The organism is Pseudomonas mucidolens (genome assembly GCF_900106045.1).
In the GTDB taxonomy this organism is placed as follows: domain Bacteria; phylum Pseudomonadota; class Gammaproteobacteria; order Pseudomonadales; family Pseudomonadaceae; genus Aquipseudomonas; species Aquipseudomonas mucidolens.
On sequence record NZ_LT629802.1, the window covers coordinates 3,323,274 to 3,337,626 of the forward strand.

General features: G+C 58.8%; 16 protein-coding genes. 2 read left to right on the top strand and 14 right to left on the bottom strand.

Annotated features, from left to right (window positions below; translation table 11 throughout):
• Nucleotides 1-110: 110 nt before the first annotated feature.
• The 11 genes from BLU75_RS15280 to BLU75_RS15330 all read right to left on the bottom strand — a co-directional run bounded on the left by BLU75_RS15280 (nt 111) and on the right by BLU75_RS15330 (nt 8,077).
• Nucleotides 111-452, bottom strand: a complete 342-nt coding sequence (locus BLU75_RS15280; protein ID WP_084378977.1) for a ribonuclease E inhibitor RraB — start codon at nt 450-452, stop codon at nt 111-113.
• Nucleotides 453-664: 212 nt separating this feature from the next.
• A complete protein-coding gene (locus BLU75_RS15285) occupies nt 665-901 on the bottom strand; it encodes a hypothetical protein (protein WP_231982568.1) in 237 nt (78 codons plus the stop codon).
• A gap of 103 nt (nt 902-1,004) precedes the next feature.
• Complete coding sequence (locus tag BLU75_RS15290) at nt 1,005-1,610, bottom strand: START domain-containing protein (RefSeq protein WP_084378979.1); 606 nt, start codon at nt 1,608-1,610, stop codon at nt 1,005-1,007.
• Between the two features lie 42 nt (nt 1,611-1,652).
• On the bottom strand, nt 1,653-1,907 hold the full coding sequence (locus BLU75_RS15295; RefSeq protein WP_084378980.1) for a YkgJ family cysteine cluster protein: 255 nt from the start codon (nt 1,905-1,907) through the stop codon (nt 1,653-1,655).
• 161 nt (nt 1,908-2,068) lie between these two features.
• Nucleotides 2,069-2,542 (bottom strand): translation initiation factor 2, encoded by a 474-nt coding sequence (locus BLU75_RS15300; protein WP_084378981.1) that lies wholly within the window; start codon nt 2,540-2,542, stop codon nt 2,069-2,071.
• Between the two features lie 104 nt (nt 2,543-2,646).
• Nucleotides 2,647-4,086 (bottom strand): aminotransferase-like domain-containing protein, encoded by a 1,440-nt coding sequence (locus BLU75_RS15305; protein ID WP_084378982.1) that lies wholly within the window; start codon nt 4,084-4,086, stop codon nt 2,647-2,649.
• Nucleotides 4,087-4,320: 234 nt separating this feature from the next.
• The gene (locus BLU75_RS15310) at nt 4,321-5,136 is read right to left on the bottom strand and encodes an OmpA family protein (protein ID WP_084378983.1); all 816 of its coding nucleotides are present in this window, start codon (nt 5,134-5,136) and stop codon (nt 4,321-4,323) included.
• The gene (locus BLU75_RS15315; protein WP_084378984.1) at nt 5,133-5,489 is read right to left on the bottom strand and encodes a DUF4398 domain-containing protein; all 357 of its coding nucleotides are present in this window, start codon (nt 5,487-5,489) and stop codon (nt 5,133-5,135) included. Before BLU75_RS15315 ends, BLU75_RS15310 begins: the two co-directional genes overlap by 4 nt.
• 9 nt (nt 5,490-5,498) lie before the next feature.
• Nucleotides 5,499-6,314, bottom strand: a complete 816-nt coding sequence (locus tag BLU75_RS15320) for a substrate-binding periplasmic protein (RefSeq protein ID WP_084378985.1) — start codon at nt 6,312-6,314, stop codon at nt 5,499-5,501.
• Between the two features lie 81 nt (nt 6,315-6,395).
• Nucleotides 6,396-7,325: an electron transfer flavoprotein subunit alpha/FixB family protein gene (locus BLU75_RS15325; RefSeq protein WP_084378986.1), complete on the bottom strand. Its 930-nt coding sequence runs from the start codon at nt 7,323-7,325 to the stop codon at nt 6,396-6,398.
• A gap of 2 nt (nt 7,326-7,327) precedes the next feature.
• Entirely contained in the window at nt 7,328-8,077 is a 750-nt protein-coding gene (locus BLU75_RS15330) for an electron transfer flavoprotein subunit beta/FixA family protein (protein WP_084378987.1), read from the bottom strand.
• Nucleotides 8,078-8,632: 555 nt separating this feature from the next.
• Here BLU75_RS15330 and BLU75_RS15335 point away from each other — a divergent pair.
• A complete protein-coding gene (locus BLU75_RS15335) occupies nt 8,633-10,297 on the top strand; it encodes an electron transfer flavoprotein-ubiquinone oxidoreductase (protein WP_090221495.1) in 1,665 nt (554 codons plus the stop codon).
• Between the two features lie 104 nt (nt 10,298-10,401).
• On the opposite strand, the gene BLU75_RS15340 is transcribed toward BLU75_RS15335, so the two are convergent.
• Nucleotides 10,402-11,292, bottom strand: coding sequence for an AraC family transcriptional regulator (locus BLU75_RS15340; RefSeq protein ID WP_084381949.1), 891 nt, complete (start codon nt 11,290-11,292; stop codon nt 10,402-10,404).
• Between the two features lie 180 nt (nt 11,293-11,472).
• Here BLU75_RS15340 and BLU75_RS15345 point away from each other — a divergent pair, with 180 nt between their 5' ends.
• Nucleotides 11,473-12,525 (top strand): NAD(P)-dependent alcohol dehydrogenase, encoded by a 1,053-nt coding sequence (locus BLU75_RS15345; protein WP_084381950.1) that lies wholly within the window; start codon nt 11,473-11,475, stop codon nt 12,523-12,525.
• Here the strand turns inward: BLU75_RS15345 and BLU75_RS15350 are convergent, their stop codons facing one another.
• Nucleotides 12,526-13,329 (bottom strand): IclR family transcriptional regulator, encoded by an 804-nt coding sequence (locus BLU75_RS15350; protein WP_084381951.1) that lies wholly within the window; start codon nt 13,327-13,329, stop codon nt 12,526-12,528. It abuts the gene before it with no gap.
• A 46-nt stretch (nt 13,330-13,375) separates the two neighbouring features.
• Nucleotides 13,376-14,344, bottom strand: coding sequence for an L-arabinose ABC transporter permease AraH (araH, locus tag BLU75_RS15355; RefSeq protein ID WP_090221460.1), 969 nt, complete (start codon nt 14,342-14,344; stop codon nt 13,376-13,378).
• Nucleotides 14,345-14,353: the final 9 nt, after the last annotated feature.

A 14,353-nucleotide genomic window follows, 5' to 3' on the forward strand; every position in this document is an offset into this window, starting at 1 on the left:
TTATGCGGGATTTTTCACCTGGAATTATCGGTATCGCGCGTCTCCCCAGGCCAGAAACAAAAACGGCCAACCCGAAGGTCAGCCGATACGCTGTGTTTTTCACTGCACGATTACATGGGCAAGCCACGCACCTCCTGCTTCACGCCCCATCCCTCAATGATCCCACCCAAAGGCTCGACCACCGCCTCAAAGTCTTGCTCAAAGTCTCCTATGCCGTCGTAGGTCGCGAACATCACTTTGCTCAACTCCAGAAACCAGGCGCCGTCATCCCGCGCGCTGACCTGGGCATTGAGTGATTCCCCACGAAATCGACCCGCTGCCCTGCGCGCCCGTTCCTCATCCGGAAAAATGGCGTAGAACTCGATAGGGTGGAAACGTGAGAAATCAAAGCCGCCCTCTTTCATGCGGCGCAACACGTTGGTGCTGATGTCTTCTTGATAGGCTGTGCTCATGAAACGTCCTCCTAAAACCGATGGATAGACTTTCCGTGCTTCCCAGTACCCGCACGTGAACGGCGCGGAATAACGGCAATGAGATCGCCGCAGGAAAACAAGCATGTAGCTGACAAGACCAGACCTTAGCGATTCATTCGCTGATCTCTCCTGCAGAGTAGCGCGAAGCTATCACCTCCACCAGAGGCGCACTAACGACGTACAGGGAATGTTCAGGAGACAGGCGTGATGTCGAGAATTTGAATGCTGTTTTGGTTTTTCAGGTTCTTGACCGTGGGCTCGTCGGTACGGCCTTCAAGGTCATTGAGGTCCAATTTGGCGGCTATCGGCAGCAACTTGGCGCGAATCATCTGCGCAGCTTCTTCGAGGCTGGGCTGTTGTTTGCAGGTGAACTGCTCCACGGACTGATCGCCATGATCATCAACGAAGGTGACTTGCCACTTTTGCATCAGTGCCTCCTCGATAAAACCCATGGATGGGCCTACCGATATCTTGACCCCGAGGGGTGGGAAATCGTTCCACTCAGGGCTGGAGGCACCGCATCGGCCGGGCTTACTTTTCGGCGCGTTCCTTAAGGGCTTTCAACGTATTGAAAGGCGCCTCGACCACGAACTTGTTGGCCAACCAGGATGGCACGCTGCCGCCTGGCTCGGTGTGAACCTGATAGATCACTTCGGTCTGGTCGGCGCCTTTAGGCAGCAGTTTCCAGAAGCCTTCGACCTGGGACACACGTACATAACCTTTTGCTGGCGGCTTATAGCTGGGCACCCCTTTCAACTGACGGGTCAGGCTGCCATCGGCGCCCTGGGTGGTCGTGACATGTATGTAGGAGTCACGATCGGTTACCGGGAACGGTGCATTGAATTGGGTGTAGGTCCAACTCTCGCCGCCCTTATGATCGACCAGTGTCTGGGCTTTGCATTCATGGATCCAGGCGCAAGCACCGGAGACGTCTTCCTGCAAGGCCTGGATCTTGGCCAATGGCGCCTTGATCAGCGTCACGCCGCGATAAGCCTTGTATTTGGAACCCGCCACTTCACTCAACGAAACCTTGATACCCTCTTCATCCTTGGCAACTTGCCAATCTTCAGCCTGCGCCGCGGCCGTAAACAAAACAGTCAAACCGCACAACACAGCCATTCGTTTCAGCGAACCCATTGTTGTCTTCCTTTATTGTTGAAGTTCTGACCTTAAAGCCCTCTAAGCCGCCGTCATCTGCTCCCACCAGCCGATCAATTTGATCGCTTCTTCCTGGCTGGTGCCACAGACCTCGAGATCCGCCGCGAAAGCCCCGCACACCGCAGGCCGCTCCGGCCGGCCAAACAATTGGCACAGCTGTTCGACAGACAGATGCAGGCAGCGTTCGCCCGCCGGTTTGCCATTGGGCATACCAGGCAACGGCGAGCTGATGGAGGGGGCAATGCAGCATGCGCCACAGCCTTCACGGCATTTCATGACCGGCAGGTCCTCGACGACAAAGTATTGATGGCCAGGCTAGAGTACGCCCTTAAACATCTGTTTAAAATTGGCCTAACAGGGGTTTTTCGCATAAAACAAAAGTGACCGACCAGTCTGCGACAGATGGTCGACGGCTCGCGTCACTTGAGCAGTGAAAATTAGTTCCTGAACTGAAAATCCAGCGCCGCGCCCTCGACGTCCCGGCGCTCGTCGTTGCGCATTTGCAACTGCATTTCGTTGCTGAGCAGACGCCCATTGATCTCGAAGGCGCTGTTATCCAGCGGTTTCTCACTGAACATCGGCGGCAACAACGGCGTGTTCTTAGGTTGCGGCAGCGTGCCGAGGGGCTGCAAATGCCTGACCATTTCCTGAGGCAGGCGGAGGTCCAACTGTACGGGTGCAAGCTTGGTCCGGGCCACTTCACGGGCAGACTTGGATTTGCTGGCGATGGGTGCTCGCTTTTTCACTGCTGCTTTCTTTCTTACCGGCGTTTTCTTTTTTGCCTGAACCGTTTTTTTCGCGGGTGCCGACTGTTGCTCGGCATTCGCCGCCAGCAACAGCTGCGCCGCAGGGGCGACATTGCACAGGCTAACCAGACAGATCAACAGCGCGGCAGAAAGAGTAGAGGTCATATCGCCAACGGCATTAACGGCAGAAGGCCATATGCTCGCTTGTTGAGCCCTGCATGACAAGCGCGGTGAGTGCCTTGCTATCGCTTTCGCCCCTTCTTGAAGGCTCAAAAACCGCCCGCTGCCTCCTGACATAGCTGGCTCGCCAGCATTCCCAGGGTCATCAATGCCCGCTCGGCCTCGCGATTCCACGGTGTACCGCAATTGAGGCGAATACAGTGGTTGAACTGTTCCGTATTACTGAAAATTAGTCCCGGTGCGATGCTGATACCTTGCTGCAAAGCACGCACATGCAGTTCCTGGGCATTGACCCGCCCCGGCAGACTGACCCACAGGATAAAACCGCCGGTCGGACGGCTCATCTGGGTACCTTCAGGAAAATACTGCTGCACGGCCAGTTGAAAGGCGCTGAGGTTCTTGCGGTATTCTTGCCGGATGTAACGCAGGTGCCGGTCGTAACCGCCGTTCTCCAGATACGCCGCCACCCCCATCTGGGTGACGCTGCACGCCGAATGCGTACTGAACATTTGCAGTCGCTGGATTTCCTGCTGGTACTTGCCGGCAATCATCCAGCCGATACGAACGCCCGGTGACAGGGTTTTGGAAAAGCTCGAGCAATAAATCACGCGGTCCAGCCGGTCATAGGCTTTCAGCGCCTTGGTCCGGCCCAGCTCAAACATCAGTTCGCCGTAGATATCGTCTTCAACAATCTGGATATCGAAATCCGAAGCCAGGCGCAGTAACTGTTTCTGCCGTTCTTCGGGCATGGTGCCACCCAGGGGATTGCTCAGGCGCGTGGTCAGTACCAACGCCTTGATCGACCATTGGTTGGCCGCCAGTTGCAGCGCCTCCAGGCTCATGCCCGTGACCGGGTCGCTGGGAATCTCGATGACCTTGAGCCCCAATAAATCGGCCAGTTGCAACAAACCATAATAGGTCGGTGACTCGGCCGCGATCAGGTCACCCGGGCGGGTCAGCACCCGCAGCGACATCTGCAATGCATCGACACAACCGTGGGTGATGACCACCTCGGAAGGGTCGACCACCACGCCGGCATCCCGCATGCGGATCGCCACTTGGCGACGCAACGGCTCAAAACCGGGGCTGAACATATAGCTGAAAGCCCGAGGGCTCTGGAAGCGCGTGACCTTGGCCAGTTGCTGGTGCAGCGCCCTGACGGGCAGGTAGTCGACACTCGGCACGGCAGCGCCCAACGGGAACACACCTTCGCGGCGAGATTCCACCAATACCTGTTGGATAATACTGCTGCGGGTTACCAGGCCAGGACGTTCGACCCGCGCGATATCCGGCGTCGGTGCGGTCAGGGCCGGGGTCTGGTGGACGTAGTACCCAGACTGTGGCCGTGCGCGAATCAAGCCTTGGTCCTCAAGGTTGGCGTAGGCCTGCAATACCGTGGCGTGGCTGACGTTAAGCTGGGAGCTCATCTTACGCACCGACGGCACACGCTCACCGGGTTGGTAGACACCACGTCGGATATCCTCAGCCAGTTGCTGGGCGATCCGTTGGTACAGCAAAAGATTGGTCATGACGCAGCACTCGATTTCACGGGTATTTTATTTTTGTGTGAAACATACCGGCACAGTTAAGAAGTGTACGGGGACAGTCGTCACAATAGTCGAGGATGAGCGACAGTGATAGAAAAAACTGTGGGGGTTGAGCACTGAATTGCAGGCAGTAAAAACCCGATCAGTGATCGGGTTATAGGCTACACGGTGTCCTGTAGCCGCGAGCGAGCGCACGCCTGCACGGGCAATCAGCTTTTATCCACGGGTAGCGCCCAGTCGGCCTTTCTCGTCGGAAAACACGATTTCGACCCGGCGATTCTGCGCGCGCCCTCGTTCCGAGGCGTTCACTTCTACCGGATATTGATCGCCGTAGCCTTCCACCTGGATGCGTTTTTCATTAATCCCCAGGTCCACCAGCATATCCGCTACCGCCTGGGCACGGTTCCGGGACAGTTTGAGGTTTTCCTGCTCGCCGCCGGTACTGTCGGTGTAACCCTCGATGCGCACCACGCGCTTGGGGTTCAGTTGCAGAAACTGGACGATCTTCAAGACCGTGCGGTTGGCGGAGTTTTTCAATTCCGCTTCGCCAGTATCGAACAACACGTCACCCAAGGTCATCACCAAGCCACGATCCGTCTGGGTGGTCAGACTGGCAATCTGTTCTTCAAGCCACTTGCCCTGTTTCTGCACGCTCAGCAGCTTGGTTTCACGCAAGGCCAATTGCAGGCGCTGGCGCTCCAATTCGAGCTTGGCGCCGCGCTCCTCGTTGAGTGCCAGATTGGTATGTTCCCGGGCGATCGCGCTGTAGCGCTGGCTCAGGTAGGCGTAGTGCACCACGTCCGCACCGCTGCCCCAGTAGCTGGAAAGGCGATCGGCGCGGGCCAGGGATTCACCGGCCCGAATGACATCCTTGGGCGCGATACGCAACACATTGGAGTCTTCCTTGACCTTCTGGAAGTCATTGCCCGCCTGCTGCAGCGCAGTAGCGCTGTCGGAGTGGCTGGCGCAACCGCCCAGCACCGCGCTGGCCAGCAATACCCCAGCGCTCAACCCTCGAATCAGCGGACTCATTGGGCGTCTCCCAACTGTTTGCGCAAGCGGGTGATACGGGTGTCGAGTACGTTCAACTGTTCCTGGCTCTTCTGCGTCAGTACCCGGGCCTCGGCCAGACGGGCATCCAACTCGGCTTGTTCAGCCTGCATGCGGGCTTCCTTGTAAGACTCATCAGCCATATCGGCGTTGGCCTGGGCGAATTTGCCCTCGGCCAGTTTCAACTCCGGTATGTCATCAACGACGGCACCGACCGCCGCGGCTTGCTCCAGCGCCTGTCGGGTCAGGCGCATTTGTTCATTCGGCGCAGGATCTGCGGCACAGCCCGCCAGCGTTACAACGGCGAGGGCGGCGAAAAGAGGTCGAATAATCACTAAAAATCCCTACTTTGTTGGGGCACTGACGGGTTGCTGCAATTGCAGTTTCCAGCGCTCCAGGTTGCGTTGCAACGCAGTTTCCGTCAGGCCGGACGCGGACAATTCTGTCATCTTTTTTGCGAGCTGTCCGCGCAACCACGGATCATTGCAGGCAGAGTCATGGGAAATGGCGAGGTGCAGGCCCGGCTGGGTGATAGGCAGTTCACGCGCCATCAGATCGTTGCTCATGCCCAGAGTCTGGGCCAGGGCGATGCCGGAATAATGCTCGGCAAGTACGTAGTCCACTTCACCCAACAATAACTTTTGAAAGGCCGGGGTCAGGGTGGGCATGCGCTGCAGGGTCAAATGCTCCCCGGCGAACGCTTCAAAAGCCCGACCCAGGCGCGCCTTTTCCGATACAGCGCCCTTGTAGCCATGCAAGTCAGCGGCCCCGTTGTAGACCAGCGGCGAATCCATGCGGGTCCACACTCGATAATCTGCGTGCATCAGCGCCGGATAGACATAGTCCAGGGTTTCCAGCTCGTTGAGACTCAGCGGTGCATCCGCCAGCAGGTCCATGCGCCCGCTGCGCACTTCGTCCAGGGCCAGTGAGCGTTTACCACCGTACAGCAGATCGATTTTCAGCCCCAGTTCCTTGGCCACTTGCTGCAGCACATCGGCATTGGCGCCAATCAAATGGGTAGGATCCTGGGGATCGCGCCACAAGTAGGGTGGCGCGTCCGGGCTGCCGGTCACGATCAGACGCTCACATTTGCCGGCGGCCACGGACAAGGTCGGTAGCAGCGTCAGGCCAAACAGTACAGTCCAGAAACGCAGGTCCATGGCAGGGTTCTCCGATCAAAAAATGGCAGCATAAAAAAAGCCCGGTCAAGGACCGGGCTCTTTATAAGTGAAGCGGCTGGATTAGACCAGCTTCTCCAGCTCAGGTACGGCTTCGAACAAATCCGCCACCAGACCGTAATCGGCGACCTGGAAGATCGGCGCTTCTTCGTCCTTGTTGATCGCAACGATCACTTTGGAGTCTTTCATACCGGCCAAGTGCTGGATCGCACCGGAGATACCGACGGCGATGTACAGCTGTGGGGCAACGATCTTGCCGGTCTGGCCGACCTGCATGTCGTTGGGTACGAACCCTGCGTCGACGGCAGCGCGGGAAGCACCGACCGCGGCGCCCAGCTTGTCGGCCAGGGCGTACAGGTGTTTGAAGTTGTCACCGTTCTGCATGCCACGGCCACCGGAAACGACGATCTTCGCCGCAGTCAGCTCAGGGCGATCGGACTTGGCCAGCTCTTCGCCAACGAAGCTGGAAGTACCCGCGTCGTGGGCAGCAGCGACCGCTTCAACGACGGCCGAACCACCTTCAGCTGCAACCGGGTCGAAACCGGTGGCACGCACGGTGATGACCTTGACCGAGGCGTTGGACTGGACGGTAGCGATAGCGTTACCGGCATAGATCGGACGCTTGAAGGTGTCGGCGCTTTCGACCGAAACGATCTCGGAGATCTGATCAACGTCCAACTGCGCAGCGACGCGCGGCAGGATATTTTTGCCGTTGGAGGTCGCGGCAGCCAGGATGTGGCTGTAGCCGGCGCCAAGTTCTGCAACCAGTGGCGCGACATTTTCCGGCAACTGGTGAGCGTAAGCGGCGTTGTCGGCCAGCAGTACTTTGCTCACGCCAGCGACTTTTGCAGCGGCTTCAGCCACGGCGCCAGCGCCCTGGCCTGCAACCAGCACGTGGATGTCGCCACCGATTTTGGCGGCAGCGGCCACGGTATTCAGGGTGGCCGGGGCCAGCACTTTGTTATCGTGTTCGGCGATTACGAGGATAGTCATGATCAGATCACCTTCGCTTCGTTTTTCAGTTTCTCGACCAGTTCAGCCACCGACTTGACCTTGATACCGGCGCTGCGTGCTGCCGGCGCTTCGACTTTGACGGTCTTGTTGGTGGAGGCGGTGGAAACGCCCAAAGCATCCGGAGTCAGCACTTCGAGAGGCTTCTTCTTGGCTTTCATGATGTTTGGCAGGGACGCGTAGCGCGGCTCGTTCAAACGCAGGTCGGTGGTGACGATGGCCGGCAGCTTCAAGGAAACCGTCTGCGCACCGCCGTCGATTTCGCGGGTCACGGCAACACTGTCGCCGCTGACTTCCACTTTGGAAGCGAAGGTGCCCTGACCGTAACCGGTCAGTGCGGCCAACATCTGGCCCGTCTGGTTGTTGTCGCTATCGATGGCCTGCTTGCCGAGGATCACCAACTGAGGCTGTTCCTTGTCGACAACGGCTTTCAACAGCTTGGCAACGGCCAGCGAGGTCAGCTCTTCAGCGGATTCGACCAGAACGGCGCGATCGGCACCCAACGCCAGGGCGGTACGCAACTGCTCCTGGGCAGTGGTCGGACCGATGGAAACGACGACGATTTCAGTCGCAACACCTTTCTCTTTCAGGCGTACGGCTTCTTCCACGGCGATTTCGCAGAACGGGTTCATCGACATCTTGACGTTAGCAAGGTCGACGCCGGAATTGTCCGCCTTGACGCGAACTTTCACGTTGTAATCGACAACGCGTTTGACAGCTACAAGAACCTTCATGGATTCCTCGTTACTCTCCGGTGAAAAGGAAGCCGCCTGGATAAACCTGGCGGTAGATGCTCAACGGCGCACAAGGGCACCTCTAAAAACGCAGGCAGTCATGACAGCTAACGTTGCACGTACTCAATAATAAAGACCGTTCGTCAGGGGTGACCGACAAGTCATTCATTCTCGTTGCGTGTAAACTGCGTGCCGCCAATGACGTACGCATCACTCTGCATGGCCGTTGCCTTGCCTTTGGAGGTGGCCTTGAAACCGGCTGTCCGCCTACGGGAAGCGCAAAACCGACCGTATATTGACCGGAACACCTATTCCGGTCAATACGCCAAAATGGTCAGTTATAAGCCGCGCTGCTTTGATTTACCTAGCTTGCAGGCAATTCAAACAAACGTTTGTATTGGACGCTGAGAGTGGTGTAGATATAATGCGCCACCTAGAGAGAAAGGTGACCCATCCTGCGCTATTGCACGAAATTCATGCGGGCAATGATGGATGAAACACCGAACCTCCACCCATTAGAAAAAAAACTGTAGAGCCTTGAGTAGGAGATAGCCTGTGGAACGCGAATACATGGAATTCGACGTGGTCATCGTCGGCGCTGGCCCGGCGGGCCTGTCTGCCGCCTGCCGCCTGAAGCAGAAGGCCGCCGAAGCCGGTAAGGAAATCAGCGTCTGCGTGGTCGAAAAAGGCTCCGAAGTCGGTGCTCACATCCTCTCTGGCGCCGTGTTTGAACCACGGGCCCTGAACGAGTTGTTCCCGGACTGGAAAGCGCTCAGCGCTCCGCTCAACACCCCGGTGGTGCGCGATGACATTTATGTGCTGCGCAGTGCAGAAGCCTCCACCAAGGTCCCGGACTTCTTTGTGCCCAAGACCATGCACAACGAAGGCAACTACATCATTTCCCTGGGCAACCTGTGCCGCTGGCTGGCCCAGCAGGCCGAGAACCTGGGCGTGGAGATCTACCCGGGCTTCGCTGCCCAGGAAGCCTTGTTTGACGAAAATGGCGTGGTCCGCGGGATCATCACCGGCGATCTCGGCGTCGACCGTGAAGGCCAGCCTAAAGAAGGCCTCTACACCCCAGGCATGGAACTGCGTGGCAAGTACACGTTGTTCGCCGAAGGATGCCGTGGCCACATCGGCAAGCAACTGATCCAGCGTTTCAACCTGGACAGCGACGCTGATGCCCAGCACTACGGCATCGGCCTCAAGGAAATCTGGGAAATCGATCCGGCCAAACATCAGCCAGGCCTGGTGGTGCACACCGCCGGCTGGCCGCTGGACATCATGCGCAGCGAGAACACCGGGGGCTCGTTCCTTTATCACCTGGAAAACAATCAAGTGGTCGTCGGCCTGATCGTCGATCTGTCCTACAGCAATACCTTCCTGTCACCGTTCGATGAGTTCCAGCGCCTCAAGCATCACCCGGTGCTCAAGCAATACCTGGAAGGTGGCAAGCGCATCAGCTACGGCGCGCGCGCCATTTGCAAAGGCGGCCTGAACTCGCTGCCGAAGATGGTCTTCAAGGGCGGCGCGCTGATCGGTTGCGACCTCGGCACCCTGAACTTCGCCAAGATCAAAGGCAGCCACACTGCGATGAAGTCCGGCATGCTCGCCGCCGAGGCCGTGGCTGATCGTCTGTTCGCCGAGTCTGAAGGGGGTGATGAACTGACCGCCTACGTCGACAGTTTCAAAGCCAGCTGGCTCTACGAAGAACTGTTCGCCACCCGTAACTTCGGCCCGGCGATGCACAAGTTCGGTCCGATCGTCGGTGCTGGTTTCAATTGGTTCGACCAGAACATTCTCGGCGGCAAAATGCCGTTTACCCTGCACGACACCAAGCCGGACTACGCCTGCCTCAAGCTGGCCAAGGACAGCGAGAAAATCGACTACCCGAAACCCGACGGCAAGCTGAGCTTCGACAAGCTGAGCTCGGTGTTCATCTCCGGCACCAACCATGAAGAAGAACAACCGTGCCACTTGAAGCTCAAGGACCCAAGCATTCCGATCGGCACCAACCTGCCGCTCTACGATGAACCGGCACAACGCTACTGCCCGGCTGGCGTGTATGAAGTGATCACCAAGGAAGACGGCGAGAAACGCTTCCAGATCAACGCCCAGAACTGCGTGCACTGCAAGACCTGTGACATCAAGGACCCTGCGCAGAACATCACCTGGGTCACACCTGAGGGCGCGGGCGGGCCGACTTACCCGAATATGTAAATCTGCTTAAAAAGGCCCGAATCAGGGCCTTTTTTTTGGTCGACATAGATCAAATGTGGGAGCAAGCCCGCTCCCACATCTGGATGAGTATTTGCCTGGGATAACTAGGCCGCTCGCTCCTCTCCCGGGTTACGCAGAAAGTAGCGTTTGTATTCGCGACTGAACTGCGAGGTACTCTGGTAGCCCACGTTGTGCGCCGCCTGTGCCACGCCCATGCCGTCCACCAGCAGCAACTGCTGGGCCTTGAGCAGCCGCAGACGCTTGAGGTACTGCACCGGCGACAACAGCGTGCAACGCTTGAAATGCTCGTGAAAGGTGGACGCGCTCATGTTGGCGTACCCCGCCAGGGTCCCGATATTGAGTGGCTCGGCGTAATGGTCATGCAGGTGATTCAAGGACGTGGCGATCCGCGAGAATTGCCCCTGCTGCTCGACCAGCGCCCGCAACACATCCGCCTGGGGCCCGCGCAAAGCGGTGAACAGCAACTCGCGCACCCGGGCCGGGCCCAATATCCGGCTCTCCAGCGGATCGTGCAGGCACTGCAACAATCGCTCGACACAGCCGCGCATCGCATCATCCAGTACCACCGAGCTCATCGACTCCAACGTCTGCGCGGCCGGCGCAGGACCCGGCCTGATGCCCATGGCCATTACCAACTCCCCCAGCATCACTCGATCAATCCCCACCGTCACCCCCAACAACGGCGCGTTGGGCAAGGCAAAAGTCTCGCACTCAAAGGGCACGGGCATCGCCTGGATCAGGTAGTGCCCGGCGCCATATTCCAGGGTCCGCGGGCCCAAGTACGCGACTTTGCTGCCTTGGGCGACAATCATCAGGCTCGGCTCGTAGATCTGCGGTCCGCGCGCCACATCGCAGCTGGCACGCAACACCTGCACGCCAGGCAGGTTCGTGGGGGAGAAACCATCGCAGGGTGTCAGCGGTTCGATCAGCGCAACCAGCGCGGCGTTAGCGTCGAGATGACGGGTCAACAACATGGCAAAAACTTCGTAAAAAAGGGATGAGAGCATCATCGCAGGTCTGGGCCCCGATGACGCTGAACTAAGGGCAGTCCCGGATGAATAGGCATAAGACTCGGAGCAATCGCCATGGCCGTGGCCTGGCCTGAAGCGGAGAATTCACCGCCTCCCTAGTCATTCCTTTTGCGAGGTTTCTGCATGTACACCGCCATCGGTTATGCCGCCCAGTCGGCCACCACTCCCCTCGCCCCCATGTCCTTCGAGCGCCGCAGTCCGCGTGCCGATGATGTGGCGATTGAGATTCTATACTGCGGCGTCTGTCACTCTGATATCCATCAGGCCCGTAACGAATGGGGCATCGCGGTGTACCCGCTGATGCCGGGTCACGAGATTGTCGGCAAGGTGACTGCAGTCGGTGCCAGCGTCAGTGAGCACAAAGTCGGCGATCTGGTAGGTGTCGGTTGCATGGTTGACTCATGCCGTCACTGTGAAGCCTGCAAATCCGACCTTGAGCAATATTGCCTCGAAGGCCCGACCATGACCTACGCCACCCCGGACCGGGTCGACGGTAGCAACACCATGGGCGGTTACTCCGACAGCATCGTGGTCAGCGAGCACTTTGTGGTAAAGATCCCGGCCAAGCTCGACCCGGCCAGCGCGGCGCCGATTCTCTGTGCCGGTATCACCACCTACTCGCCGCTCAAGCACTACGGCGTCAAGGCCGGCGACAAGGTCGGGATTCTCGGTATGGGCGGCCTGGGTCATATGGGCATCAAGTTCGCCAAGGCCATGGGTGCACAAGTGACGCTGTTCACCCGCTCCGCCAGCAAGGCTGAAGAAGGTCGTCGCCAGGGCGCCGATCACGTGATCGTATCCACCGATGCCGAACAAATGCAGGCCGCCGCCGGACATTTCGACTTCCTGCTGGATACCATTCCGGTACAACACGACCTCAACCCCTACCTCGATACTCTGCGCTTTGACGGCGTGCATATTCTGGTGGGCTTGATTGAACCAGTGGACCCACCCGTCCATGCGGCCAAGCTGGTACTGGGCCGCAAGGTGCTGGCCGGCTCGCTGATCGGCGGCATTGCCGAAACCCAGGAAGTCCTGGATTTCTGCGCCGAGCACGGGATTACCTGCGACATCGAAATGCTCGACATCCGTCAGATCAACGAAGCCTACGCCCGCATGATCGCCGGCGATGTGAAGTACCGCTTCGTGATCGACATGGCGACCTTGAAGGCCTGATCAGGCCTTCGCGCCCAGTTCCGCTGACAGCCTTGCCGCGACCTGTTTGATCACAGGTATCAGCTCGGCCATTTTTTCCAGCGGCATATAGGGCACGGTACTGGCGATGCTGATGCCGGCGACAATGCGCCGGCTGGCATCGCGCACCGGGGCCGCGACACAGCGGATCGACGGTTCGTTGTCTTCCAGGTCGAATGCATAACCGCCCGTCACGTAGTCGCGCATGCGCTGCTCGAATTGCGCCCAGGATTGTTCCGGGTGCTGCGGCCATTGCAGGTTTTTCCCGCCCTCCGGCAGGCTCACTTGATACAAGCGCTGCCATTCCTCTTGCGCGTCATCCAGCAGCAAGGCCTTGCCGATACCGGTACGCGCCAGCGGCATGCGATGGCCGACCCGCGAACGCATTTCCGGGCCATTGCGGCCGGGGTTCTTGTGCAGATACAGCACGTCGTCGCATTCGCGGACCGCCAGGTGGATGGTGTCACCGGTCAGCGCGGACAGCTCGTCCAGATACGGTATCGCCAGCGTCACCAGCGGCAGCTCTTCGCGTGCCTGGAAGCCCAGCTCGATCAGCTTCGGCCCCAACAGGTAGCCGACCTGCGGCACCACACGCAGGTAGCGCTCGTCCACCAGGCAACTGACCAGGCGGTGGGTAGTGCTGCGGGTGGTACCGATGCGCCGGGCAATTTCCTTGAGATCCCGCGCGCCGGCCGCCACGGCCTGCACCACGCCGAGACCACGAAGCAAGGTCTGCGTGCCGGTAGGGGCAGCATCTTTGACGGGAGGGTGGGCGTTTTCCTGCATATCGGGCCTATAGGGAGTGACGAAAACCAGCGGCATTATGACTGAATCAGCGCTGTTTCATCCGATCGATCACCACCGCCAGCAACAGGATCGAACCGCGAATCACGTACTGGTAGAACGTGTCGATGTTCTTCAGGTTCATCGCGTTCTCGATGATTGCCAGGATCAATACCCCGGCAATCACATGACGGATCATGCCGATGCCGCCGCTCAGCGACACCCCGCCCAGCACGCAAGCGGATATCACTGTCAGTTCGAAGCCCTGGCCGATCATGGGTTGGCCGGAGGTCATGCGCGAAGCGAGGATCACCCCGGCCAGCGCGCCGATCAAGCCGTGTACGGCGAAGATGATGATCTTGGTTCGATCAACGTTGACCCCAGCCAGCAATGCCGCTTCCGCGTTGCCACCGATGGCCATGGTGTTGCGACCGTAAGTGGTGTAGTTGAGCAACCAGCCAAAAAACACGAAGCAGGCGATGGTGATCAGGATGGGCACCGGCACGCCGAACAACTGGCCGTTGCCAAATACGAAGAACTGCTCCTGCGATACCCCGACCGCTTTGCCGTCGGCAAAGATATAAGCCAGGCCGCGCACGATCTGCATGGTCGCCAAGGTGGTGATCAAGGCGTTGACTCGCAGCTTGGCAATCACGATGCCGTTGATCAGCCCGACGACAAGTCCCATCAATAATGCTGCGCCGATGCCCAGCATGACGCTCTCGGTATCGCGCATCACGATCGCCGCCACCACCCCGGCACAGGCGATCACCGAGCCCACCGACAAGTCGAAGTGCCCCGAAGCCAGGCAATACAGCATGGTGCAGGCCGCGATGCCCACGGTGGAGATCGCCAGGCCCAGTCCGCGCATGTTCAGCGGAGACAGGAAGTTGTCAATGAGCAAGGCGCAGAGCAGAAAGATCCCCGCCGCCGCCATCAGCATTGCCCAGTTGTCGAGCAGGCTACGCAGGTCCAGGGGTTTGCGCGCCGTCGGCAACGCGTTGTTTTGGCTTGTCATATTCACCTC